This is a genomic window from Planctomycetaceae bacterium (genome assembly GCA_039680605.1).
Lineage (GTDB): Bacteria > Planctomycetota > Phycisphaerae > SM23-33 > SM23-33 > JAJFUU01.
Window position 1 is genome coordinate 15449 of record JBDKTA010000050.1, and the last position, 22689, is coordinate 38137.

The following is a 22689-nucleotide window of genomic DNA, read 5'->3' on the forward strand; positions in this document are numbered from 1 at the left end:
GCGGGGGGATAGTCGAGGGCAAGCGCAGCGCCCGCGCCGCCCCCTGAAAAGTTCACAACTCACCACTCACCACTCACCACTTTTCTTAATGAGCGATATACACGTCGAGCACGCGGAAGGCGCCGGTTCGGGTGTCGGCGAACTTGAGCAGTTTGTCGGGCTTGGTCATTTCAAGCATTTCGCGCATCTGCGGGCGCATGCCCAGGATCACGACGCTGCCGTCGATGGTGCGGGCCTTGTTGGCCAGCACCAGCAGCACGCCGATCATGCTGGAGGAGAGGAACTGGACGGAACTGAAGTCCAGCACGATGCGCCGGCACCGTTCCTGGTCGACGAGTTTGAACAGGTCGTTGCCCATGGTCTGCGCAGCGAGCGTGTCCAGGATCGACGTCTCGATGAACTTCACGACCGTCAGGTCCTGGTAGCGGGTCACCTGTAATGGATTGGTTGCTGTAAGCATATTGCCTTTCGTAGCGGCCCCGTAATAGCGGCGGTTGAACCCCGTAATGCAGCCTGAGCCTGCAGCGTTATCGCAGTGTCTTATGCGGAACCCCGTAACGTATGGCGGGTGCCCCCCGGGAACTCAGGCAGGTTTAGGGCAATACTATAACCGTGCCCTGGATGATATCTACCGCAGGAAGATATTTTTTTTCGTGCCGGCGACGCGAGCCTCAACCCTGCAGGCGCTTGAGCGCTTCTGGGCCGTCGGCGGCGAACGTCAGCACGCGGTCAAGATTGGCGATCTGGAAGACCTTCATCAATTGCGGCTTGAGCCCGCAGAGCACCACGCGCCCCTTGGCGGTCTGGGCTTTCTTGTGTACCGTCAGGAAGACGCCGATCATGCTCGAAGAGAGGTTCTGGAGATTGCGCAGGTCGAGGATGACCTTCGGGGTGACCAGGTCGGCCAGGGCGGCGTCGATCTCGCGACCGATGATATCGATTTCTACCGCGTCGAGCACGGAGGCGGATTTTAACGCCACCACCGTGACGCCGGAGGTTTGGGAGACGCTGATTTTGTTCTTGTCGGACATTTCCTGAATCCTCGGCTGCAGATAACGCTGGAAGGCGGGATTGTATCATCGTCAGATAGGAAGTGCGCCTCAAAATTGACGGAAGTATCGCCCGCTTTCGGCCCCGGCGTGGGCGCGCCAGTAGGTCGGGGCGCTTCGGTCGAACCGGCGGCACATCGGGTCGCGCCCGAGCAGGCGCATCAGCAGGCCGATCGGCGTCAGCACCAGGAAGTACACAGCCGCCAGAACCGCCGTCGAGACCGCCACGCCGATCGGATACGCCGCCAGCGTCAACGCCAGATAAGCCCCTCGCATGATCGGCGGACACAGCCAGCCCGCCGCCGGCACGAGGACAGCGAGGGCGGCCAGCACGCTCGCGGCCGCCGGGCTGTGCCATCGCCACATCGCCACGGCGGCCCAGACGCCGGCGAATACCAGCCACGCCAGGCCGAACTGGTCTAGTTGTTTGCGGGTCGGGGCAAGATTCAGTCGAATCAATGACATTTATACGGTCCCTTAGCGGTCGAGCCCGCCACGGCGGATCTTCGACTTGCTCGACGCGGTTGTTTCCCTGGTGCATCGCCGGGGAAACAACCGCGCGGGGCAAGCCCCGCCGCTAACATAGCAATCCTACATCCATCCATCCATCCATCCATCCATCCATTCATCCATTCATCCATCATCCCGCCGCGCATCCATGGCGACCCGCTTCGCGTGCCGCCACGCCACCCGCCCTCTGTGGCGGCGGCCGGAAAATTGGGACAGGCACCTCCGGCCTGCGGCCTGCGGAGCCAGTCCCTATTTTCCTAATCCAGGCTGAACTTCGCCAGGTACTCGTCGATCTTGTGCTCCGTGGCCTGGGGCTGATCCTTTTTCAGCAGCAGGCAGTTCTCGATCACCAGGGCGTCCATATTGGTGGCCATGAAGCACCGGTACGCGTCGGCGGGGGAGCAGACGATCGGCTCGCCCCGCACGTTGAAGCTGGTGTTGATAACGACGGGGCATCCGGTGGCGGCTTCGAAGGCCTTGAGCAAACGGTAGAACCGCCCGTGGCGCTGGTCGACGGTTTGAACGCGTGCGGAGTAATCCACGTGCGTGACGGCGGGGATCTGCGAGCGGGCGGTCTTGAGCTTGTCCAGACCGGCCGCCCCGTCGTCGGCGCCGTCGAGGCGTTTGTCCGCGGCCACCGGAGCCACCAGCAGCATGTAGGCGCTGTCCTGGTGGGGGCGCATCTGGAAGTACTGGTCGACCTTCTCCCGCAGCACGGCCGGGGCGAAGGGTCGGAACGACTCGCGGAACTTGATCTTGAGGTTGAGGGTCGACTGCATGTCGCGACTTCGCGCGTCGCCGAGGATGCTGCGGCTGCCCAGGGCGCGGGGGCCGAACTCCATGCGGCCTTGCATCCATCCGACGACGTTGCCCGAGGCGATCAGTGCGGCGGTGCGGCGGCAGAGTTCGTCTTCGTCGTCGATCAACTCGTAGGGCGCCTGTTGCTCATCAAGGAACGCCTGCACGGCGGGGGTTTCGAATCGCGGGCCCAGCAGCGTACCGTTCTGGCTGTCGGTCCGCCCAACCGTGCGCGGCTTGTCGAGCAGTTGGTGCCAGATGAACATCGCCGTGCCCAGCGCGCCGCCGGCGTCGCCCGCGGCCGGCTGAATCCAGATGTTTTCGAAAGGCCCTTCGCGCAGGATGCGGCCGTTGCCGACGCAGTTGAGCGCCACGCCGCCGGCGAGGCACAGATTGCGTTGCCCCGTCAAGGCATGGGCTTGGCGCACAATGGCCAGCATGATTTCTTCGCAAACCAGTTGCACCGAGGCGGCCAGGTCCATTTCGCGCTGCGTCAGGGGGCTTTCGGGGCGCCGCGGCGGGCCGCCGAACAGGCGGGCGAATTTGCGGTTGGTCATCGTCAGGCCCTGGCAATAGTTAAAGTACGACATGTCCATCCGGAACGAGCCGTCGGGCTTGATGTCCAGCAGCGTGTTGCGGATCGCGTCGGCATAGACCGGCCGGCCGTACGGCGCTAGGCCCATCAACTTGTACTCGCCGCTGTTGACCTTGAAACCGCAGAAATACGTGAACGCCGAATAGAGCAGTCCCAGCGAGTGCGGGAAGTGCAGCTCGTGCGAGAGGCTCACGCGGTTGCCCGCGCCGCGGCCGAGGCTGGCGGTGGCCCACTCGCCCACGCCGTCGAGGGTGACGACGGCGGCCTCTTCGAACGGCGAGGGGAAGAACGCGCTGGCGGCGTGCGATTCGTGGTGCTCGACGAAGACGCACCGCTTCTTGTAGGCCCCGCCGAGCCCGCGGCGGATCTCGCGGGGCAGGTGCAGCTTCTGTCCCAGCCATAGCGGGATGGCCTTGAGGAACGAGCGGAAACCTGCCGGTGCGAATGCCAGGTACGTCTCGAGGAGGCGCTCGAACTTCAGGAAGGGCTTGTCATAGAAGCCCACCAGGTCCAACTGCTGACCGGTCAGACCCGCCTCGGACAGGCAGTACTCGATGGCGCGGACGGGAAACTCGTGGTCATGCTTCTTGCGCGTGAAGCGCTCCTCCTGCGCCGCGGCCACCACGCGCCCGTCAACCACCAACGCGGCGGCGGAGTCGTGATAGAAAGCCGAGATTCCCAGAATCGCCGTCATGGGGATATCTTAACAGATTTGGCAAATTGTGATCGGTAATCGGTAATCAGAAATCAGTAATCAGAAATCAGTAATCAGTAATCAGAAATTAGTAATCAGGTTCGTCGTCTGTTCCAAGCGGTGGGGCGGGGTTATAATGCATCCATGGCCGGAGAATGCACAAGACCGGGCGGCTGCCCCAGGGATACCGATCCTGCCATTTACCGTCGGTGGATCGAAGGGCTGCGGCAGATGACATTTGAACAGCGGCTGACCAAGGCTATGAACCTGAGTCAAATGGTTATCAACATGTCGCGGCGGGCGATCGCCCTTGCCCATCCGCAATGGTCTGACGAAGAGGTCAAGATCGAGTTCGTGCGGCTGCATTATGGAGCCGAGCTTGCCAACGGCGTGCGCGAGAAACTCAAGGGGGAGCCGCACCATGAACTTCTCTGAAGCCGCCATTGCCATCAAGCCCATCATTGAGTGGTTCGATCAGGTTGGTGTTCCTTACTACGTGGGGGGATCCGTTGCCAGTTCCGCCTACGGCAAAGCCAGGTCGACCGTTGACGTTGACATTGTGGCCGATCTGAATCCTGATGACGTCCCAGTGATGGTTCGGGACTTCTCGGCCTCGTATTATCTTGCTGAAGAAAGCATTCGCCACGCCGTCCGCACTCGCGGCTCCTTTAATCTGATCCACCTGCAAACCATGCTGAAAGTGGATGTGTTTGTAGCAGGCGCCACGTTGCATGACCGCCAGGCGCTTGCCAGAAGACGACGGCGTCTTTTGCTGGACGCTGGCGAGGAGTTCTACTTTGCCTCTCCGGAAGACTTGATCCTGGCAAAACTGGCGTGGTTTCGCGATGGCGGGCAGGAATCCCGTAAACAATGGGACGACGTGCTGGGAATCGTTGAAGTGCAGGTCGATTCCCTGGATATGGAGTATCTCCGAAGCGAAGCTCAAGTCATGCATCTTGCCGATCTGCTTGAGCGAGCCCGCGTGGAGGCCGGCGAATAAGCGGCATTGCGCCGACGATTTGTCTGTTTCTTCCGATTGGGGCAACGCGTAGAATAGCTGCCATGGCGAAGGAAGAATCGCAAGTCGATCATGTCACGCCGATCATCGAGCGGTGCCTGGCGATGGACACCCTGGCCTCGGAGGTCTATCTGCAGTTGGCCGGCGCCTCGGCGGCGGCGAAGCTGCAGGAGTTCTGGAAGAAGATGGCCGACGAAGAATGCTCGCACATCGAGCACTGGCGGCGGATCCTGGTCTGGGCCAAGCGCGGCGCCATCCCCGACGTGTTCGAGAATCCCACTGTCATCGAGCGCGAGCTGGCGGTCGGCGAGAGCAAGGTGCGCGAGCTGCTGGACTCCAGCGGCAGCATTTCCGACGTGCAGAAGGCGTTCCTGATCGCCTACCGCCTGGAGTTCTACCTGCTGCATCCGGCGTTCAGCAAGCTCTTCCGTGTCGCCGACGTCTTTGCCGAGGGCTCGAATATCGAAGAGCAGTACGACCTGCACGTCCGCGAGTTCGTCGACATGATCAGCCTGTACGGCGCCACCTCGCCGGAACTGGACCTCATCGGCAACGTGCTGCAGCGCCTGTGGCAGTCCAACCGCGAGCTGACCACCCGCCATGCCGAAGATTTCCTCACCGGCGTGCTCAGCCGCCGCGGCCTCTACAGCATGATGACGCCGTTTTCATTCCTGGCCCAGCGCGCCAACCACCAGGTCGGGATCATGATGATCGACCTGGACGGCTTCAAACGCATCAATGACCTGCACGGGCATTTCGCCGGCGACCGTGTTCTGGAGACGCTGGCCGAGATCATCAAGACGCGCATCCGCCGCAGCGACCTGGTGGGGCGGTTCGGCGGCGACGAGTTCCTGGTCTTCCTCAGCCAGGTCACGCTCGACCAGCTCCGCACGGTGGGAAAGGAAATCTGCCACCGCTGCGCCGCGGCCGACCGCGTGCCCTCCTTCACCGTCAGCATCGGGGCCTCCCACGGCACCATCGGGATCAACGTCGAGAAAGACCTTGACCAACTCATCGACCTGGCCGACCGGCGTCTCTACCAGGCCAAGGCCTCCGGGCGCAACGCCGTGGTGGTGGACTGACGGGGAAAAGTCGCGGCGGAGGCACTAAATGAAGAAGTAATTCGTTTTCTTGAGTTACTTCTTCATTTGGGTCCATGTACGCTTGCTCAGCGCAAGTATTTATCAAAGCCAAACAACGGCTTTGAAAAATACTTGGTGCCTCCGCCGCGACTTTTCCCCGTGATCGAGGCATTACTGATTGATCAAGATTCTCCCGGCGGGGGCGATTGTCGTGGCATATAGTACAAGCGGATAAAACTACTACCCAGGGGGTTTACGATGAACCGTTTCGCATTTGCCTGCGCGTGCGCCGCATTGGGCGCGATGTCCATATTGTCCGGCTGTGACGCGTGCTTCCCGGGCAGCAGCTTTGAAAGCAGTCCCACGCCGCTGGTTACGACGCGGGTGACCGGCCTGCCCGAGGCCAAAGCGTCGCCGACAACCCGACCCGCCAACGGCGCGTGCGACCTGTCGGTCTCACGGTTCCTTCCCCCCGGCGACCGAACCTGTGCCGTCCTGGAAGTGCGCAAGACCGCCCCGGCCAACATCGAGTCCGCCTCCACCTTCACCTACCGCATTGAGGTGACCAACCTGACCCAATCGCCTCTGCAGGGCGTCATCGTCAAAGAAACGCTGCCCGGTCCGTTCGAGGTGGCCGGCGCGACGGCCGGCGCCACGCGAACCGGCAGCACGATCCAGTGGGATGTGGGCACGCTGGACGCTTCGGCGTCGCGTTCCTTCGCTATCCGCGGCACTTCGTCCAGTGGCGGAAATATCATGGGCTGCACGCGCGTGGATTACGACGTGGCCCCGGTCTGCCTGGACATGCAGGTCGCGCAGGCGGAATTGCTGCCGCCGGTGCCTTCGCAGGCGACCGCTTCGCCGCAGGCTCTGCCAGCCGAAAGTCACAGCCCCTCCCGCAGCGAACCGAGCCCATCGGCTTCCAACGCGTCGCGATGGGCTCAGGACGACTCCCGCCTGGCTATCAACATCTCCGCGCCCCCGCGTCAACGGGCCGGGCAGAATCTGGTATACGTGGTGCATGTCGCCAACAGCGGCCGAACCACGGTCTCGGGCGTGACGGTCACCAGCCTGCTGCCCCCCGGCGCCATGTTCATGGAGGCCAGCGACGGCGGAAGGCAGATGAACGGGCAGATCACCTGGAGCCTGAATTCGCTGGCGCCGGGTCAGACCCGGGAGTTCACCGTCATCCTTAAGGCTGATCGCCCCGGGACGCTGCACACCACCGCCGTGGCCACCGGCCGCAACGCCAGCGTCTCCGGCGAGGCCGTCACCCTGATCGAGCAGGGCTCGTCCGCTACGGCCGCCCCCGGACCGCAGCCCCAGGACAGCGACCGCTGAGGCACGTACAGTCGAAGAATGCTTTGAGGGGAGGGGAGTTGCTTCCGCAAGGGGAAATCGGATAATAAGCGGGATCATGGCGGCTACCCTCCGTAAACAGATCCTGGTTGGTTATGGTATTGGCCTGGCGCTGATCGTGGTGTTGCTGGCGTGGGCCATCCTGAACCTGGTCAATCTCGGCCAGGCCAGCGACGCGATCCTGCACGAGAACTATAGAAGTATTCTGGCCGCGGAGAATATGATCGACTCGATCGAGCGTCAGGATTCGGCGACGCTGCTGGTGATGCTCGATTATGACAGCGAGGGGCAGGCCCAGTTTCAGGCAAACCAGGACCAATTTCTGGAATGGATGGCCCGGGCCAAAGGCAATATCACCATCTCCGGCGAGGCCGATATCCTCGCCTCCGTTGAGTCGGGCTACTCTGCATACCTGGCCAACTTTTCCAAACTTCGCGAGTTGAGGAAGTCGGCTCCGCCCAAGGCCGGCCAATTCTATCACGAGTCCGTTCTGCCTTCGTTCACGCAGGTGCGGGACGCGGCGGTGCGGCTGCGTGATATCAACCAGCGCACCATGTTCGCCGCCAGCCGGAGAGCCTCGCAGGTGGCTGACAGGGCGATCTGGTCGACGCTCATTGTGGCCGCGGCGGCTATCGGACTGGGTTTGGGTTTCAGCCTGTTGCTGAGCAAACGGCTGGTTCGACCCATCCGGCAGATGATACGGGCCACCGAGGCGCTGGCCGAAGGCGACTACGACGTCCGGGCCTACGGCAGCGGCTCCGACGAGTTGGCCCGCCTGGCCAAAGACTTCAATGCCATGGCGGAGAAGCTCGGCCGTTATCACCGCCTTAACGTTGAGCGAATCATGACCGAGAAGCGCAAGAGCGATGCTGTCCTGGCCAGCATCGAGGATGGCGTGATGCTCGTGGATTCGCAGTTTCGTCTGACCAACATCAACCGCCAGGCGGGGGTCATTCTGGGCGTCAAGCCGGAAGAGGCCTCAGGCAGGCCATTCCTTGACGTGGTCAAGAACGAGCAGCTTTTCGACCTCGTCCGGCAGACGGCGAAATCGGGGCGTTCGCCGGAGGTTGAAGAAGGCCGCGACATTTTGACCCTTGGCGGCGAAGACTCGCCCAGGCACTATCTCGTGGGCATCACGCCGGTCGTCGGCGATGGCGCAGGGCCGTCGGGAGTGGTGCTGCTTTTGCGGGACGTGACGCGGATGAAGGAACTGGAGCGAATGAAGAGCGAGTTTGTGATGGCGGCGTCCCATGAACTCAAGACCCCGCTGCAAAGCCTTGGCATGAGCATCGAGTTGCTCAGGGAGGCCCCCGCCCACCTCGACGATAAGCAGCGACAATTGCTGGATGTGGCCGGGGAAGAGTTGGAGCGGCTGCGGAGCATGGTCAGCGACCTATTGGACCTGTCGAGGATCGAGGCGGGCAAAGTCGAGATGGAATTCGGCCGCGTCCCTCCCGCGCTGCTGGTCGACAAGGCCGTGGACGTATTCAAAGAGCAGTCCAGGAACAAGCACGTGGAACTGATTGGAGATGTCCCGCGGGAGATTCCGCACGTGCGGGCCGACATCAGCAAGATCACCTGGGTGCTGACGAACCTGATCGGCAACGCACTGCGGTACGCCCGGACCCGCATCACCGTCTCGGCCAGACACGGCGGGCCTTGGGTGTACCTGGCGGTGGAAGATGACGGGGAAGGCATACCGTTGGAATGTCAGAGCCGTATTTTCGAGAAGTTTGCGCAGGTCAAGAGCGCCCAGAGCGCCGGTGGGACGGGCCTGGGGCTGAATATCTGCCGGGAGATCGTGCGCGCTCACAAGGGGACGATCTGGCTGGATTCAACTCCCGGAAAAGGAACCGCCTTTACATTCACCTTGCCCCTGGCTGGGCAAGAACAGGAGATTCACCATGAACGCTAAACCCGTGCTCGTTGTTGACGACGAGAAGAACATCCGCTTGACGCTTTCCCAGGCTCTGGAAACGTTGGACCTGAAAGTTGACTGCGCCATCAACGGCGAAGAAGCGCTGGCGGCGCTGGAAAAGAAGAGCTACGGGTTGATCCTGCTAGACCTGAAGATGCCGGGAATGGACGGCATCGAGGTGTTGCGGCGGGTGCGCCAGAGCAGGCCCGACATCAAGGTCATTATCATCACCGCCCACGGCACCATTGAAAAAGCTGTCGAGGCTATGAAACTCGGGGCGGTGGACTTCATCCAGAAGCCCTTTGTCCCCAGGGAAATTCGCGATCTGGTAACGGCCGTCCTCGACCGAGATCGCATCGCCGCGGATGTCGCCCGGGGTTATGAGGATCATATTGAGTTGGCCAAGAAGAATATCGGCCAGCGGGAGTTCGAGGCGGCGCAAGAGCACGTGCGGCGGGCGATCAACGCCGATGCGACGAGGCCGGAAGCCTTTAATCTGCTCGGGGCGCTGCTGGAGATCAGCGGCAAGACGCTCGAAGCGCAGAAGAACTACCGCGCCGCGCTGGCGCTGGATCCGACGTATCGGCCTGCCGATGAGAACCTCAGCCGCACGACGGGGTTGACTTCCAAAGGAACGATCAGCATGGGATCATCCAAGGCCTCATCCAAAGAGGAACGCTAGCCATGGGCAACGACCTGTTCATCGTCATCATCGGCTGCGGGAGGCTCGGTTCACACCTGGCCAACAATCTCAGCCGGACAGGCCATGCCGTGGTGGTCGTTGACAGCAAGGAAGAAGCCTTGGGCAACCTCTCGGCCGAATACAGTGGCTTCCGCGTGCAGGGGGATGCGACGGAACTGGCCGTGCTGAAGCAGGCCAAGGCGGACAAGGCCGACGTGGTGATCGCCACGACGCGGGACGATAACGTCAACCTGATGGTGGTCCAGGTGGCTCGAAAAGTCTTTTCCGTCGCGCGGGTGCTGGCGCGGGTGTTCGATCCCTCCCGCAAGCCGATCTACCGCCAACTGGGCGTCGAGTCGATCTGTCCGACATCGATGGCCGGAGACGTGTTTCTGGAGACTATCGCGATTCCGGGCAGCTTGGGAGATCAGGGATGAAAGTTCTGATTGCCGGCGGCGGAAAAGCGGTCTACTTTTTGTGCCGGACGTTCCTGGCCAAAGGACATCACGTCACGCTGGTCAACGCCGACAGCGACGAGTGCATCCAGATGGCCCGCCGCCTCAAGCTTACCGTCGTCTGCGGCGACGCCAGCGACCCGGCGATTCTCGAGGAGGCCGGAGCGTATGGCGCCGACGCGGTGCTGGCCATCACGCCCCGTGACCAGGATAATCTGGCCATTTGCCAGTTGGCGGCGATGCAGCATCACGTGCCCCAGACGGTGGCGCTGGTGAACGACCCGGACAATGAAGTGGTCTTTGAGCAACTGGGCGTGAAAGCATTTTCCACCGCGCGGACCATCGCCAGCATTATCGAGCAGCACACGACGCTGGATGAAATCACCAACCTGATCCCCGCGGGGGAGGGCAAGGTCAACATCACCGAAGTTAAGCTGCAAACCGACGCGCCCGTGGTCGGCAAGACGCTGCGGGAACTGTCCCTGCCCAGCGACGCCCTGATCGCGGTCGTCCTGCGTCATACCGAGGCCATCGTTCCCCGCGGCGAGACGCAACTGCAGGCCGGCGACCGAATCGTCCTGATTACCCTGCCGTCCAACCACGGGCCCGTGCTCAAGGCCGTCACCGGCGAGTCCGACTGAGAGAAAGCCTTGAGAGAAGCCAGATATCTTCGACGGCGATATCAGACAATCCTCTCCTACCTGGGATTGATCCTGGTCCTTTGCGGACTGCTGATGCTCACGCCGCTGGCGGCGCTGATCGTCTGGCCGCAGGAGGGCTCGCAGGCGTGGAGCTTCATCCTGCCGGCGGTCCTCATGGGGGGCCTGGGGCTTGCGGCATGGCGATGGCCGCGCCACAGGAGCGAGGCGTTGTCCGTCCAGGAAGGCGGCGTGATCGTCCTCCTGAGTTGGATCCTCGTGAGCTTATTCTCCGCCTGGCCGCTGATGGCGTCGGCGGGGCTGAACTTCACTCAAGCCCTGTTCGAATCCGTCAGCGGCTGGACCACAACGGGGCTGTCGGTAGTCGACGTCGCCGGCGCCAGCCACATGATCCTGCTGTGGCGGAGCATCATGCAGTTGGCCGGCGGTGCGGGGTTGGCCATTATTGCCCTGTCAGCCCTTACCGGTCCGACCGGACCGGCGGTGTCTCTGGCCGAAGGGCGCGAGCAGCTTGTGCCGCACGTCCGGCAGTCGGCCAAATTGGTGACCCTGATCTACAGCGGATACGCGGTTGTAGGCACTGTCGCGCTGCGCCTGGCGGGAATGAACTGGTTCGACGCGGTCAATCAGTCCTTCCCCGCGGTGTCTACCGGAGGGTTCTCCAACCATGCCGAGGGCATTGCGTACTGGGATTCGCCGGCTGTCGAGGCGGTGCTGATCGTGCTGATGGTCATGGGGAACCTCAACTTCATCACCGCCTGGCTGCTGCTGCGCGGGAAGTTCCGGGCCATCTGCCGCAACGGCGAAGTGCGCCTGATGGCGCTCTTGATCCCGGTCTCGGCGCTGCTGGTGTTCCTGCTGACGGCCCGGGGTTTGTATCCGGCTTTGAGCAAGAGCATCCGCGTGGCGGTCTTTGAAACGGTTTCGGCCTTGACGACCACGGGCTTCTCTACCGTCAGCTATGGCGACTGGAATTCGTTTGGTTGGGGAACGCTCATCGTGTTGATGCTGATCGGCGGGGGCGCGTGCTCGACAGCCGGCGGGATCAAACAGTACCGGGTCTATCTGCTGTGGAAAGGCCTGATCTGGGAGATGCGCCGCGGACTGTTGCCCCGCAGGGCCGTCACGGCACAACCGGTATGGGAGGCGGAACAGCAGGTGTTCCTCGCCGACGGGCGTTTCCGCCAACTCGGGGTCTTCGTCTTCCTCTATCTGCTGACGTATGTTGCCGGGGCGGCGATTCTTGCCGCGCACGGATATGGGCTCAAGGAGTCGCTCTTCGAGTATGCCTCCGCTCTCGGGACTGTCGGGCTGTCGGTGGGCGTCACCTCGGCGGCCGCGCCCGCAGGCGTCCTCTGGGCCGAGACTGTCGGAATGCTCCTGGGTCGTCTGGAGTTCTTCGTCGTCTTCATCAGCGCGATCAAGCTGATTCGAGACGCCCGGGGGATGATCAGTGCCGAAGATTGAGGCTTTCGTGCTGACAAACGAGAACTTGACGATTGACACTGCTCCTTCCAACCAGTAGGACACTGACTTTATTGCGAGAGGAAAGACATGAAGGTTTTTGTGGTTAACTGCGGCAGTAGTTCGATCAAGTACCAGTTGTTCAGCATGGCCACCGAGTCGGTTCTGGCCAAGGGCATCGTCGAGCGGGTGGGGCAGGACGGGGCCAAGCTCACGCACACCAAGGGAAACGGGGATCGCTTGCAGAAGCAGGTCGAGGCCCCCAACCACTCCGCGGCGCTGGCGCTGGTCGTCGAGACCCTGCTGGACAAGGACGCCGGCGTGCTGTCGAGCATCGGCGAGATCGAGGGCGTCGGACACCGCGTGGTGCATGGCGGCGAAGCGATCTCCGCCTCGACGATCATCGACCAGCGCGTCATCGACATCATCAAAGACAACGCCCGCCTGGCCCCGCTGCACAACCCGGCGAACCTGTCGGGCATCGAAAGCGCGATGGCCGTCATCCCGCACGTGCCGCACGTGGCGGTCTTCGACACCGCCTTTCTGGCGACCTTGCCGCCGGTGGCGTACCGCTATGCCGTTCCGACGGAATGGTACACCGAGCACCACGTGCGGCGGTACGGGTTCCACGGGACCAGCCATCGTTTTGTGACGCAGCGGGCGGCCGAGATCCTGGGCAAGAGCGTCGACAAGGTCAACCTTATCACCGTGCATCTGGGCAACGGGTGCTCGATGACGGCGATATCCGGCGGCAAAGCGGTGGACCATTCGATGGGGATGACGCCGCTGGAGGGGCTGGTGATGGGCACGCGCAGCGGCGACATCGACCCGGCCATCGTGCTGTACATGCAGCGCGAGGGCGCCACGGCGCAGGAGATCGACAAGACGCTCAACAGCCGCTCGGGCCTGCTGGGGCTTTCGGGCAAGCTCAGCGACATGCGCGACCTGCTCGAGCAGGTCGACGCCGGCGACAAAAATGCGGAACTGGCCGTCGAGGTATTCGTCTATCGCATTGTGAAGTACATCGGCGCCTATCACGCGATCCTGCCCGGTCTTGACGCGGTGATACTCACCGGCGGCATAGGCGAGAACTCCCTGCCCGTGCGGCGGCGCATCTGCAAGGCGCTGGCACGCCTGGGCGCTGAGGGCGACAACCATCGCAACGAGCAGACCCGCGGCGGCAAGGCCGGCGCCATCACCACCGACGCGTCGCGCCTTGCGGTCTGGGTGGTTCCGACCAACGAGGAACTGATGATCGCGCGGGACACGGCGGCCTTGGCGGGAAAATAAGGTGGCACAGCCTTTCCAGGCTGTGAAGACACCACAGGCTGGAAAGCCTGTGCCACACAAATACTAGATGGAAACCGGCTTGCCCGTCCGATACAATAGCAATCGAAATCTGTTAAATGGTATTCGCCGGGCCATTCCTGGTTTGCATCGGGAGTTTATCTATGCGCACGGACCTGAAAATCGGAGTGGTGGTGGGATTGCTGGTCGCCACGGTGGCAGTGATCTGGATTGCGGTACGAACCGATCCCAAGGATAATAAGCCCGTTGCCGCGGCGCCGCCGGCTCCGGTCGAGACGGTGGTGACCCTCCGCGACCCGGTTCCGCTGGACGCGCCGGCTGCTCCGGAAACGCCTGCCGCCCCGGCAGAGCCCGCCCCGCAAACGCCGCCGGTTTCGGACCGCATCACCATCGACCCGCTGGTCATGACGCCGCCGGCAGCGCCGGCTACCCCCGCCACGCCCGCGGCGCCCCCGGCTGGCGACCCGCTGGCCGCCGCGCCTCCAGTTGCGCCTCCAGTTGCGCCTCCGGCTGCGCCTCAGACGCCGGTTGTTGAAGACATCACCCAGCAGCCGCCCGTCACGCGCAACGTTCCGGAGGTTCTCCAGCCGGATATTCGCGACACGACCCCGCCGGTGGTGACGCCGGTGGCGGGGGCGCCCTCGACCGATGCGACAACCACCCGCACCTACGTCGTCGCCGCCGGTGACAACGGGTTCTGGAGCGTGGCCAAAAAGATGTACGGTGACGGCAAGCACATGGATGTCGTCGCCAAGGCCAATCCGCAGGTTGATCCCGAGACCCTGCGACCGGGACAGAAGCTGACCATTCCGCCGCTGCCGCAGAAGGCCGCCCCCGCCGGCGGCGCGGCAGTGATCGGCGCCGGGCTCAGCGAGGTCGCGCCGTTGCCGGGCGGACAGCGTGTTTACGTCGTCAAGGAAGGCGACGCGGGGTTCTGGGGCGTTTCAGTGGCCGTCTACGGGCATGGCAAGTATTACAAGACCATCGAGAAGGCCAATCCCGGCGTCAACAGCGACTCGCTGTCGGTCGGAACCAAGTTGGTCGTCCCGCCCAAGCCTGAAGAGCAGCCCGCCGGCGCGGGTGTAACGGGTATCGCCGCGGGCGCCGCAGCCGATACGACTGCCGTCCCGGCCAACTACAGGACCTACGTGGTTGCCGACGGCGACGCGGGGTTCTGGGACGTGGCGGTCAAGATGTACAACGACGGCACGCTGTATCCGGCCATCGCCAAGGCCAACCCGGGCGTTCAGTCGCGCCGAATGCGGATCGGGCACAAGCTTCGCATTCCGCCGCTGGAAGAAGCCCGCAGGACCGTCGCCGGCGGCGCGTCTGTCGAAGACCGCCCGGCCGTGCCCTCGGGCGAACCGGCGCCGATCCGCGACGTGACCCCGCCGGATCGCCCCGCGACCCCGCGCGACAGCGACGACGTCAGCCGTCCCGATTTCGGCAGATAGCACACCCCCGCTCTGATCTGCGCGGTCAGGGGGGCGGCAGGCTGGCGTCGCGGTAGGGCCTGCCCTGGCGATAGCAGGTCAGTTGCCGCTCATAGTCAGCAATCATTTCCTTGTGCGTCGTCGCTGCCAGTTTGATGGCGTCCTGGCATGTCGAGACGGCCTGGGGGAACATGCCCGATTCGGCGTAAGCCGCCGCCAGCGTGGCCAGCAGCGTAGCGTTCTGGTGATCCGTCGCGGCGCAGGCCCGCCGGGCCAGTTCCACGGCGCCGGCGCCGCTGCGAAATTCGGCCTTGGGGTGCGTCGCGAGCACCCAGGCGAGGTTGTTGACCGTGCGCAGATCGTCAGGGGCGATCCGCAACGCCTGCCGGAAATGGTCAATGGCCTGGCCTGTCCGGCCGCGCAGAAGCAAAGCCAGTCCGAGGTCCGCATGGGCGGGGGCATAGTCGCCGTCGAGAGACGTGGCGGCCTGATACTGCTCGATGGCCGCGTCAGCCTCGCCGGCGGCGGACAGCGCCCGAGCGAGCAAGAAACGGGATTGGGCCTCGTGGGGGTTGGTCGTCACAACTTGACGGAAGTGGGCGACGGCCTCCTGAAAACGCCCCTGTCGCATTCTGGCCGATCCCAGTTCCGTGTTCGCCCATGCGTCGGTGGAACGGATGGCCAAAGCCGCCTGGAAGTCGGTCACCGCCTCCTCAAGATTGCCCTGTGCGGCGTGAACTTTTCCCAGGCCGACCCAAGGTTCGGTCATGTCGGGGCGCCGCCGCGTCACGCTCTCGAACAGCGCCGCGGCCTCGTGCAGCAGTGCTGACGAACGCTCAGATTCCCCCGCAAGGCGTGCCCGCTGTGCATCGAGCAGAAGGGCTTGGCCCAGGTTGCTCCAGGCATCGTAGCGGGTAGCGTCCAGTTGCACTGACCGTCGGTACTGTCCGATGGCCCGCTCCAGATTTCCCTGGCGCCTCAGGACGTGGCCGAGATGGTAGTGGGCGACCGAACTGGCGGGCCGATCGGCAATGGTCCGCTCCCAGAGGCCCTGCTCGCTGAGATAGTCGCTGTTGCGTTGGCGGGTTCTCCACCCCAGTGCCGCGCCGACGACCAGGACGAGCATCAAGGCGGCGATGGCCGCCAATGGGCTCTTCGAGGCTCGCAGCGCCTTGCTCCCCAGCCACCCGGCGCATCCGACGACCAGCACGATCACGCCCGCCAGCGGCAGATACATTCGATGTTCGAAGGCATTCTGTGAAAGAGGGTAGAAGCTCGAAGACGGCGCCAGAACGAGGAAGCACGCCGCGCCACAGAACCCCCACCATCGCCGGCGCCACGCCCCCCAGGCCGCCAGCATGAGCAGGGTGACGACCACCGCTGCCTGCAGCGCGATGCTTGCGGCGCTGTGGGCGAACGGCCACGTGTATTCCAGCACCAGCACGTCCGGCCAGGCGGCCAGACGCAGGTAATGCAGCAACACCTCGGGCTGTGTGGCAAGGTACTGCCATGTTCCCACTCGCTGATAGATTTCCCCGACGTTGCCCGATGTGGCCCGAAGCAGCCCGGCCAGGATGAGCCACGTAGCGGCCAAAGGCGCATAGAATCGCCACCGGTGTTGCAGGGCCTTCTTTACCGAGCCGCAGACGAATACGCAATCATAGAGCAACACAACCACCGGCGCCGATGCCATCACCTCTTTTGTGCCCATCCCCAACGCGCAGGCCGCGACTGACGCCGCGTACCACGGCCACGACCGCCGCGCCTCGAACCCGCGGATCGCGCAGTACAGCGTCAGCAGGTAGAGCAGGGCCATGAGCGATTCGGCCCGCTGAACGACGTAGGTGACAGCCGCCGTGGTCAAGGGGTGGAGGGCCCACAGCACACAGGCGGCCAGGGCGACCCAGACCGCCCTGGCAGATCCGTTGGCGGAGAACTGAGGCAGGCAGAGCGTTCGACGGATAATCCCCAACAGGACCAGCGCGGCAGCGAGATGAATGATAAGGTTGCCGGCGTGGAAGCTCCACGGGTCGGGACCGAAGAGGCTGCGGTTCAGGGCCAGCGTGAAACTCAGGACGGGGCGCCCGTCCACCGTGGCGCCCGTGTTCCACATGGGCAGCGACATCGCCTCGCCGGGCGGCCAGAGATGCCGAATGTGCGGGTTGTTGACGATGGCGACGTGATCGTCGTAAACGAACTGCCCGTGCAGACTGTTGGCGTAAGCTGCCAGCACAGACGCGGCGATCACTGCCGCCGCGACGAGGATCTGCCATCGGGCGGGCTTGAGGGGCGATTGGGATTGCCGCTTCGCGCGGGCGTTCATCGCGGTGGTTCCTCGCGGAAGCATTTTCCGCGGCGGTAGAGTTCCAGGCGCTGGCGAATGACGGCGGCGGCCTGGGCCTTGTTCTGCTCTTCCGCCAGGGCGACGGCGCGGGTGGCCGTTTCGACGGCCTCGGGAAACCGCCCGGCCTCGGCATAGGCGGCGGCTTGCACGTCCAGGATTTCGGGCAGGCGGTTTTGGGTCAGTGCGCAGGCGTGGGCGGCGAGTTCCACGGCGCGGGGGCCGTTTCGCACCTGGTCTTGCGGACAGGTTGCCAGCAGCCATGCCAGGTTGCCCGCGGCGTAGACGCTATCGCCGTCGACCGCCGCGGCGGATTGGAACTCCGCCAGCGCCTCGGCGCCGCGGCCTTGGGCGGACAGGGACAGCCCCAGCCCCACGCGGGCCTGGATGTCGCGGGGATTGGCCGCCACGGCCTGCTGGAAATACGTCTGGGCGCGGGCAGGTTGCTTTGCCTCCAGATCGATCTGCCCCAGGCGCACCATGGCGCGGACGTGGGCCTTGTCTGACGCCAGCACCCGCTGAAAGCTGGCGGCGGCCTCGGTCGTCTTGCCTCGCTGCAGGAGAATTTCGCCCAGACCGAAGTGGTAGACCGGATTGGCGGGGTCCAGGGCGATGGCCTGGCGGATGTGACTCTCGGCCTGGTCGAACTTGTTCAGGGCGGCCAGGGCATTGGCCATCGCGCTGTGGGCGCGGGAAAAGCGGCTGTCCCGTTGCAGGGCGCGTTGAAACTGTTCGACGGCCTGGGCGTTCTTTCCGGACATCTGGAGCGTGATGCCGCGGTTTGTCAGGCTGTCCGCCGTGCCGCCGTCGGGGTCCATGGCGTCGGCCTGGTCCAGCAGTCGTGACGACTCGTCGAACTTGCCCGCCCATCCGAGCACCTGCCCCAGCGTCCGCAGCGCGCGGGCGCGATCGTGCGGGGTGAGGGTGGCGTTGACTTCGCGCGTGACGCGTTCGATGGCTTCAGCGTCCAGCGCAATCGGCGAGCGGGCCACCTTTTCTGCGACCAACGCGTTCAACAGGCCCAGCGCCAGGTCCCGATGCTCCTCAATGGTCGGGTGGACATGGTCCAGAAACTGCTCGGCGCCGGTGATGCCGCCGGGGGCGTGGCCGGACACCCGCCGGGCGAAGTCCACCAGGGCCACGTTTCGAGTGCGGGCAATCTCGCGGACGGCCTGCTCAAACTCCGATGGCGCCCGAAGCGGACAGACATCTTCGTCGCGCGCCCGCAGCAGGGCAGCCAGGGCCGCCTCAGACTTGCCCTGCTTCTGCAGGGCTTTGCCCCGCACGTAGTGTGCCTCGGCGTATCGATCATCGATCGCCAGGGCGGCTTGGGCGGCGGCGGCCGCCTGGTCGAATTGCGAAGCGGCCATAGCCTGGCGTGCGGCCGCCATGTGCGTCTCGAATGTGGCGACGGCAGAAGCTGCCAGGCCGGCCTGGTGCTCGCTCTTGAAGGGGGAGCAGTCGGCCAGGTTCGAGGCGGGCACCACCAGTAAGGCGCGGGCCCCGGCCTGGTTCGCCAGGTCGATCATGCGATTGATATTGTGGCGGAAATGATCGATCGCCTCGCTCGGATGCAGCATCTCGCGCGAGTAGTCCGAAGGCCCGACCGACCGGTCCAGAAGCGTCTGGACTTCCGAGCCCATCAAGTCCCGCCCGTCGCGCGGACCGGTGTCCGCGGGTCGCAGCAGCCGCGATGCCGCAGAGTACGTCCGCGTGCGATTCAGAATACCGTACAGCGACCGCACCCACTGCGGGCGGGCCATCAGATCCCCGTACGTGCGGCGCTCCAGGAACTCGTTGTGTCCGGTGTGGATCACCAGAACGTCCGGCGAATAGCCCGCCAGTTCGTCCGTCAAGGCCGCCAGACGGTAGCTGGCATAGCTGATGCCGCCGACGTTGATGACTTCCCACTTTCGCGAAGGGTCGGCAATGGGCAGAAAGCGTCTCAACCACCCGCAATAGCTGGTCGAGTCTTCGTAGGGGCGCCCGAAGGTCGTTGACCCGCCAAGGCAAAAGATCCGGACCGCGCCGGCGGGCTTGTTCCGCGAGAACTGCTGCTCATTGAAATACCGCGCCTTGGCCGGCGAACGCGTCATCATGACCGTCCCGTCGGCGGCGACGTGCTCTACGAACAGCGGCGAGTATCCGGCAAATCCCACGTACGGATCGTCGGTCAGCGCCAGCGGTCTGGAGCCGGCCACCGCCAGCGACAGCTCGATCAAGCCCAGCAAGGCCGCCGTCACTGCCAGACCGAACAGGAGCTTTTTCCAGACGGGCATAGGCCGCCGGATGCGAGGCGCCTTCGGCGCGGGCTTGGGCAGGTTGGTTCGACGTCTGGACATCGGCGATGGATTCAACCGTCTATTATACTGTTCAGGGGTCGGAGCGGACCTACTGCAATGTCATTCATCGGCATGAAGTTGTCCGCGCGGTAACGCAAACGGGCGGCCCTGAAGCAGGACCGCCCGTTGGCTCGTGTGTACTGATCGGTGGCAATCTAGCGGCGTCTGCGGCGAATCAGCGCTGCCAAGCCGCCCAAAACCAGCAGACTCATCGTCGCCGGCTCGGGCACAGGCCCGGGCGTCTCCAGCAATTCAACGTCGTCAATCCACGACGTCGCCGTGTTGCTGGGATTGAGCGTGACCATGTGGACTTCCATCGCCTGTCCCAACTCGCCCATGGAGCCATCCACAACGTAGCTGCCGGAGTAGTTCAGCCAAGTGAGGCTTTGGTTGGCGGCGCCGGTGACACTGGCAACCACAACAAATCCACTGCCGGCGTTATAGCCAATCTCCAGCCGCCCGCCCATGTTGCCCGCCCCATTGGTGCTTGTCGTCCAGAACGAGAAATCAAACGTGTCGCCCATGTCAAACGTGACGGTGGGGATCTTCTGGGTCGCCGTAGGCGCATTCGTGCCGGCGGCCTGCATGGTCCATTTGGCATCGGAATACGTTTCGCCGGTGTGCGGGAGGTACCATGTGCCGCCGGTGGCTTCATACCAGCGCGTGATTCCCGCCCAGTCGTTGATGCCTCCACCTTGATCGTGGGTGGCTTGGCCGCCGGTGGAGACAAACGACGGGTTGCCGATCAAATTCGCCTCTGCCGCGCCCGAAAGGGCCAGCACCAATCCAACAGCCGATGTGACAAGAAAAGTTCGATTCATCATGATCTCCTTCTTAGAACCGTTCGTGCTCCAACGCCGAAACAACTCCGAAACATCTGCTCAAATACATGCTCCTGATTGAAGATGATATCACCAAAGCAAAAAACGTCAATGGCAAAATAAGGTCTTTTTCTAAAACGACACCCTGCCCCCCTAGTTTTGCATGTCGAAGCCTTCCTGTAGTCTGAGGCGTTCTCGCTTTGGTTGCGGCGATTATTTTGACTTGCATCTATACGACGCGGGCGTGGTAGGGTAGAATCCGCGTGTCTTATGGACGAGACACCACGGTTTCGCACTCGGCGGCAACGAGGGCGGCCAGGCCGCCGCTCGCGGCCTTTCTGTTGTCTTTTTCCTGACTGCCACACTCACGGGAGGTTTGCCATGCGCCCCATCTATGCACTGCTGGCCGCGGGCTTGTGTGTCTTCGTGCTCGGCTCGGGCTGTCATAACAAGAAGATCACCAAGTCAGCCACATCCGCCCCGGCCCCGCAGGTGTATCTGCCCGACACGGTTTCCCGCCACGCCCGCCTGATCGAGGGCGCGCCGGTGCCGGTCAAGGGGTACTGTGCGGTGGTGGGCCTGGGCAAGAACGGCTCGACGCAGGTGCCCGGGGCCCTGCAGAAATACCTCGTTCAGTACCTGCTCAAGGAAGGGCGGCTCAATTCCTATTTCCGAGGCACGCAAGACATCAGCCCGGCGCGTTTCCTGGCCGACGCGGACACGGCTGTGGTTCAGGTGACGGGCCTGATTCCCCCCGGGGCTCCGCGCGGGATGCGCATCGACGTCGAGGTCAAGGCCCTGCCGCAGACCGACACCCGCAGCCTCGAAGGCGGAACGCTGATGCCCGCCGAGATGCGCCTGGCCATCGGCGACATGGAACAGGCCGGCGAGGGCTCGACGGTTCAGGCGATCGCCGGCGGGGCGGTGTTCGTCAACCCGTTCCTGGACCCGACGCGGACGAGCGATCTGATCAAGTTTCGTGAAGGCGTGATCATCGGCGGCGGGCAGGTCGTCGAGTCGCGACCGGTGCGCCTGAGCCTGGTGTATCCGGATTTCGCGATGTGCCAGTTGATCCAGCGGCGCATCAACGAGCGGTTTCCCTACCGCGACGCGGTAGCCTCGGGCAAAGACTCCTCGATGCTCCAGTTGAACATCCCCCCCGAGATGCGCGACGACTACCGCCACTTCGTTGAGCTGGTGATGCACCTGCCCCTGCGCACCGAGATCGGGGCGTGGGAGGAGATGGCCCGCCAGATGCTCAAGGCCATCGACCAGCCCGGCGCTCGCTATGAAGACTACTCCCTGACCTGGGAAGCCATGGGGCGCCAGGTGATCTCGATCCTTCGCCCGGCGTACCGGTCGCGAAACCCGATCACCGCGTACTACACCGCCCGGGCGGGGCTGCGACTGGGCGACGCGATCGCCGCCGACGTGATCCTCTTCTACGCCCAGGACAAACGGTCGGGGCTGCAGATGGAGGCCATCGGCGAACTGGGGCGTCATCGCAACGTCTCCCGCGCGTCGATGGTGCTGCACCAGTTGCTCGACGACGAAGACGACCTGGTTCGCCAGGCGGCGTACGAGTCGCTCGACCGTCGCGGCGACCGCACCGTCATCACCCGCGTCACGGTGGCCGACGATTTCGAGATGGACATCGTCAAGACGGCAGTGCGGCCTTCCATTTACGTCTCCCGCACGCAGCGCCAGCGCCTGGTGCTGTTCGGCGGCGACCTTCCGGTCCGCCTGCCGCTGTTTTACGATTCGCCCGACCACACCGTCACGATCAACGCCCGGCCTGACCAGACCGAACTGAGCGTCTTTCGCAAACTGCCCCGCACGGGGGAATACAGCGGCACGGTCAAGGTCAAGCCCACCGTGCGGGAACTGGTCCTGGCGATGGGCAGCCCGCCCCATCGCGACGATGAAGGCAAGATGCGAGGCCTGTGGCTGACCTACAGCCAGATTGTCAGCGTTCTTTACCAAATGTGCCGCGAGCACGATATCAACGCCAAGTTCAACCTGCAGACGCCTTCGGCAGTATCCAAGGCCTTATACCATCAGACGCCGGGCTCCGGTCGCCCCGATACGCAGGCACCGCGATAAGCTGTAGCTTGACAAAGACGTGGCCCTACATGTAGTATGGGCTTCTTGTCAGGTTGGG

The 22689-nt window shown here is 63.7% G+C and carries 19 protein-coding genes; 12 read left to right on the plus strand and 7 right to left on the minus strand.

Features of this window, described 5'->3' with window-relative positions; genetic code table 11:
* Window positions 1–85: 85 nt before the first annotated feature.
* The 4 genes from ABFD92_15700 to ABFD92_15715 all read right to left on the minus strand — a co-directional run bounded on the left by ABFD92_15700 (window position 86) and on the right by ABFD92_15715 (window position 3646).
* Window positions 86–460: an STAS domain-containing protein gene (locus tag ABFD92_15700; GenBank protein ID MEN6505982.1), complete on the minus strand. Its 375-nt coding sequence runs from the start codon at window positions 458–460 to the stop codon at window positions 86–88.
* A gap of 211 nt (window positions 461–671) precedes the next feature.
* Window positions 672–1031, minus strand: a complete 360-nt coding sequence (locus ABFD92_15705) for an STAS domain-containing protein (GenBank protein MEN6505983.1) — start codon at window positions 1029–1031, stop codon at window positions 672–674.
* Window positions 1032–1100: 69 nt separating this feature from the next.
* Window positions 1101–1514, minus strand: a complete 414-nt coding sequence (locus ABFD92_15710) for a hypothetical protein (GenBank protein MEN6505984.1) — start codon at window positions 1512–1514, stop codon at window positions 1101–1103.
* A 302-nt stretch (window positions 1515–1816) separates the two neighbouring features.
* Entirely contained in the window at window positions 1817–3646 is a 1830-nt protein-coding gene (locus ABFD92_15715; GenBank protein MEN6505985.1) for a carbamoyltransferase, read from the minus strand.
* Window positions 3647–3790: 144 nt separating this feature from the next.
* Here ABFD92_15715 and ABFD92_15720 point away from each other — a divergent pair, with 144 nt between their 5' ends.
* The 11 genes from ABFD92_15720 (at window position 3791) to ABFD92_15770 (ending at window position 15045) form a co-directional block, all read left to right on the plus strand.
* Entirely contained in the window at window positions 3791–4081 is a 291-nt protein-coding gene (locus ABFD92_15720; protein ID MEN6505986.1) for a hypothetical protein, read from the plus strand.
* A complete protein-coding gene (locus ABFD92_15725; protein ID MEN6505987.1) occupies window positions 4068–4646 on the plus strand; it encodes a hypothetical protein in 579 nt (192 codons plus the stop codon). Before ABFD92_15720 ends, ABFD92_15725 begins: the two co-directional genes overlap by 14 nt.
* Window positions 4647–4708: 62 nt before the next feature.
* A complete protein-coding gene (locus ABFD92_15730; GenBank protein MEN6505988.1) occupies window positions 4709–5746 on the plus strand; it encodes a diguanylate cyclase in 1038 nt (345 codons plus the stop codon).
* 258 nt (window positions 5747–6004) lie between these two features.
* Window positions 6005–7087: a hypothetical protein gene (locus tag ABFD92_15735; GenBank protein MEN6505989.1), complete on the plus strand. Its 1083-nt coding sequence runs from the start codon at window positions 6005–6007 to the stop codon at window positions 7085–7087.
* Between the two features lie 76 nt (window positions 7088–7163).
* Window positions 7164–9020: an ATP-binding protein gene (locus ABFD92_15740; GenBank protein ID MEN6505990.1), complete on the plus strand. Its 1857-nt coding sequence runs from the start codon at window positions 7164–7166 to the stop codon at window positions 9018–9020.
* On the plus strand, window positions 9010–9705 hold the full coding sequence (locus ABFD92_15745; GenBank protein ID MEN6505991.1) for a response regulator: 696 nt from the start codon (window positions 9010–9012) through the stop codon (window positions 9703–9705). Before ABFD92_15740 ends, ABFD92_15745 begins: the two co-directional genes overlap by 11 nt.
* Before the next feature lie 2 nt (window positions 9706–9707).
* Entirely contained in the window at window positions 9708–10142 is a 435-nt protein-coding gene (locus ABFD92_15750) for a TrkA family potassium uptake protein (protein ID MEN6505992.1), read from the plus strand.
* On the plus strand, window positions 10139–10801 hold the full coding sequence (locus tag ABFD92_15755; GenBank protein ID MEN6505993.1) for a TrkA family potassium uptake protein: 663 nt from the start codon (window positions 10139–10141) through the stop codon (window positions 10799–10801). Before ABFD92_15750 ends, ABFD92_15755 begins: the two co-directional genes overlap by 4 nt.
* 9 nt (window positions 10802–10810) lie before the next feature.
* Window positions 10811–12286, plus strand: a complete 1476-nt coding sequence (locus tag ABFD92_15760; protein MEN6505994.1) for a TrkH family potassium uptake protein — start codon at window positions 10811–10813, stop codon at window positions 12284–12286.
* A gap of 87 nt (window positions 12287–12373) precedes the next feature.
* Window positions 12374–13573 carry an acetate kinase gene (locus tag ABFD92_15765; protein MEN6505995.1) on the plus strand — a complete coding sequence of 400 codons (1200 nt, stop codon included), beginning with the start codon at window positions 12374–12376 and terminating at the stop codon, window positions 13571–13573.
* Between the two features lie 161 nt (window positions 13574–13734).
* Entirely contained in the window at window positions 13735–15045 is a 1311-nt protein-coding gene (locus ABFD92_15770) for a LysM peptidoglycan-binding domain-containing protein (protein ID MEN6505996.1), read from the plus strand.
* Window positions 15046–15070: 25 nt separating this feature from the next.
* On the opposite strand, the gene ABFD92_15775 is transcribed toward ABFD92_15770, so the two are convergent.
* From ABFD92_15775 to ABFD92_15785, 3 genes are all read right to left on the minus strand, one after another.
* Window positions 15071–17347: a tetratricopeptide repeat protein gene (locus ABFD92_15775; GenBank protein MEN6505997.1), complete on the minus strand. Its 2277-nt coding sequence runs from the start codon at window positions 17345–17347 to the stop codon at window positions 15071–15073.
* Window positions 17344–19707, minus strand: a complete 2364-nt coding sequence (locus ABFD92_15780) for a tetratricopeptide repeat protein (protein MEN6505998.1) — start codon at window positions 19705–19707, stop codon at window positions 17344–17346. The genes ABFD92_15775 and ABFD92_15780 overlap by 4 nt, the downstream gene beginning before the upstream one ends.
* Window positions 19708–19862: 155 nt before the next feature.
* Window positions 19863–20531: a PEP-CTERM sorting domain-containing protein gene (locus ABFD92_15785; GenBank protein MEN6505999.1), complete on the minus strand. Its 669-nt coding sequence runs from the start codon at window positions 20529–20531 to the stop codon at window positions 19863–19865.
* 378 nt (window positions 20532–20909) lie between these two features.
* Between ABFD92_15785 and ABFD92_15790 the strand changes: the two genes are divergently transcribed.
* The gene (locus tag ABFD92_15790; protein MEN6506000.1) at window positions 20910–22631 is read left to right on the plus strand and encodes a flagellar basal body P-ring protein FlgI; all 1722 of its coding nucleotides are present in this window, start codon (window positions 20910–20912) and stop codon (window positions 22629–22631) included.
* The last annotated feature ends 58 nt before the right edge of the window (window positions 22632–22689 follow it).

Bases quoted from the DNA above. Each gene is read 5' to 3' on its own strand.
- ABFD92_15700 (MEN6505982.1), bottom strand. From the start codon at position 460: ATGCTTACAGCAACCAATCCATTACAGGTGACCCGCTACCAGGACCTG.
- ABFD92_15705 (MEN6505983.1), bottom strand. From the start codon at position 1,031: ATGTCCGACAAGAACAAAATCAGCGTCTCCCAAACCTCCGGCGTCACG.
- ABFD92_15710 (MEN6505984.1), bottom strand. From the start codon at position 1,514: ATGTCATTGATTCGACTGAATCTTGCCCCGACCCGCAAACAACTAGAC.
- ABFD92_15715 (MEN6505985.1), bottom strand. From the start codon at position 3,646: ATGACGGCGATTCTGGGAATCTCGGCTTTCTATCACGACTCCGCCGCC.
- ABFD92_15720 (MEN6505986.1), top strand. From the start codon at position 3,791: ATGGCCGGAGAATGCACAAGACCGGGCGGCTGCCCCAGGGATACCGAT.
- ABFD92_15725 (MEN6505987.1), top strand. From the start codon at position 4,068: ATGAACTTCTCTGAAGCCGCCATTGCCATCAAGCCCATCATTGAGTGG.
- ABFD92_15730 (MEN6505988.1), top strand. From the start codon at position 4,709: ATGGCGAAGGAAGAATCGCAAGTCGATCATGTCACGCCGATCATCGAG.
- ABFD92_15735 (MEN6505989.1), top strand. From the start codon at position 6,005: ATGAACCGTTTCGCATTTGCCTGCGCGTGCGCCGCATTGGGCGCGATG.
- ABFD92_15740 (MEN6505990.1), top strand. From the start codon at position 7,164: ATGGCGGCTACCCTCCGTAAACAGATCCTGGTTGGTTATGGTATTGGC.
- ABFD92_15745 (MEN6505991.1), top strand. From the start codon at position 9,010: ATGAACGCTAAACCCGTGCTCGTTGTTGACGACGAGAAGAACATCCGC.
- ABFD92_15750 (MEN6505992.1), top strand. From the start codon at position 9,708: ATGGGCAACGACCTGTTCATCGTCATCATCGGCTGCGGGAGGCTCGGT.
- ABFD92_15755 (MEN6505993.1), top strand. From the start codon at position 10,139: ATGAAAGTTCTGATTGCCGGCGGCGGAAAAGCGGTCTACTTTTTGTGC.
- ABFD92_15765 (MEN6505995.1), top strand. From the start codon at position 12,374: ATGAAGGTTTTTGTGGTTAACTGCGGCAGTAGTTCGATCAAGTACCAG.
- ABFD92_15770 (MEN6505996.1), top strand. From the start codon at position 13,735: ATGCGCACGGACCTGAAAATCGGAGTGGTGGTGGGATTGCTGGTCGCC.
- ABFD92_15775 (MEN6505997.1), bottom strand. From the start codon at position 17,347: ATGAACGCCCGCGCGAAGCGGCAATCCCAATCGCCCCTCAAGCCCGCC.
- ABFD92_15780 (MEN6505998.1), bottom strand. From the start codon at position 19,707: ATGTCCAGACGTCGAACCAACCTGCCCAAGCCCGCGCCGAAGGCGCCT.
- ABFD92_15785 (MEN6505999.1), bottom strand. From the start codon at position 20,531: ATGATGAATCGAACTTTTCTTGTCACATCGGCTGTTGGATTGGTGCTG.
- ABFD92_15790 (MEN6506000.1), top strand. From the start codon at position 20,910: ATGCGCCCCATCTATGCACTGCTGGCCGCGGGCTTGTGTGTCTTCGTG.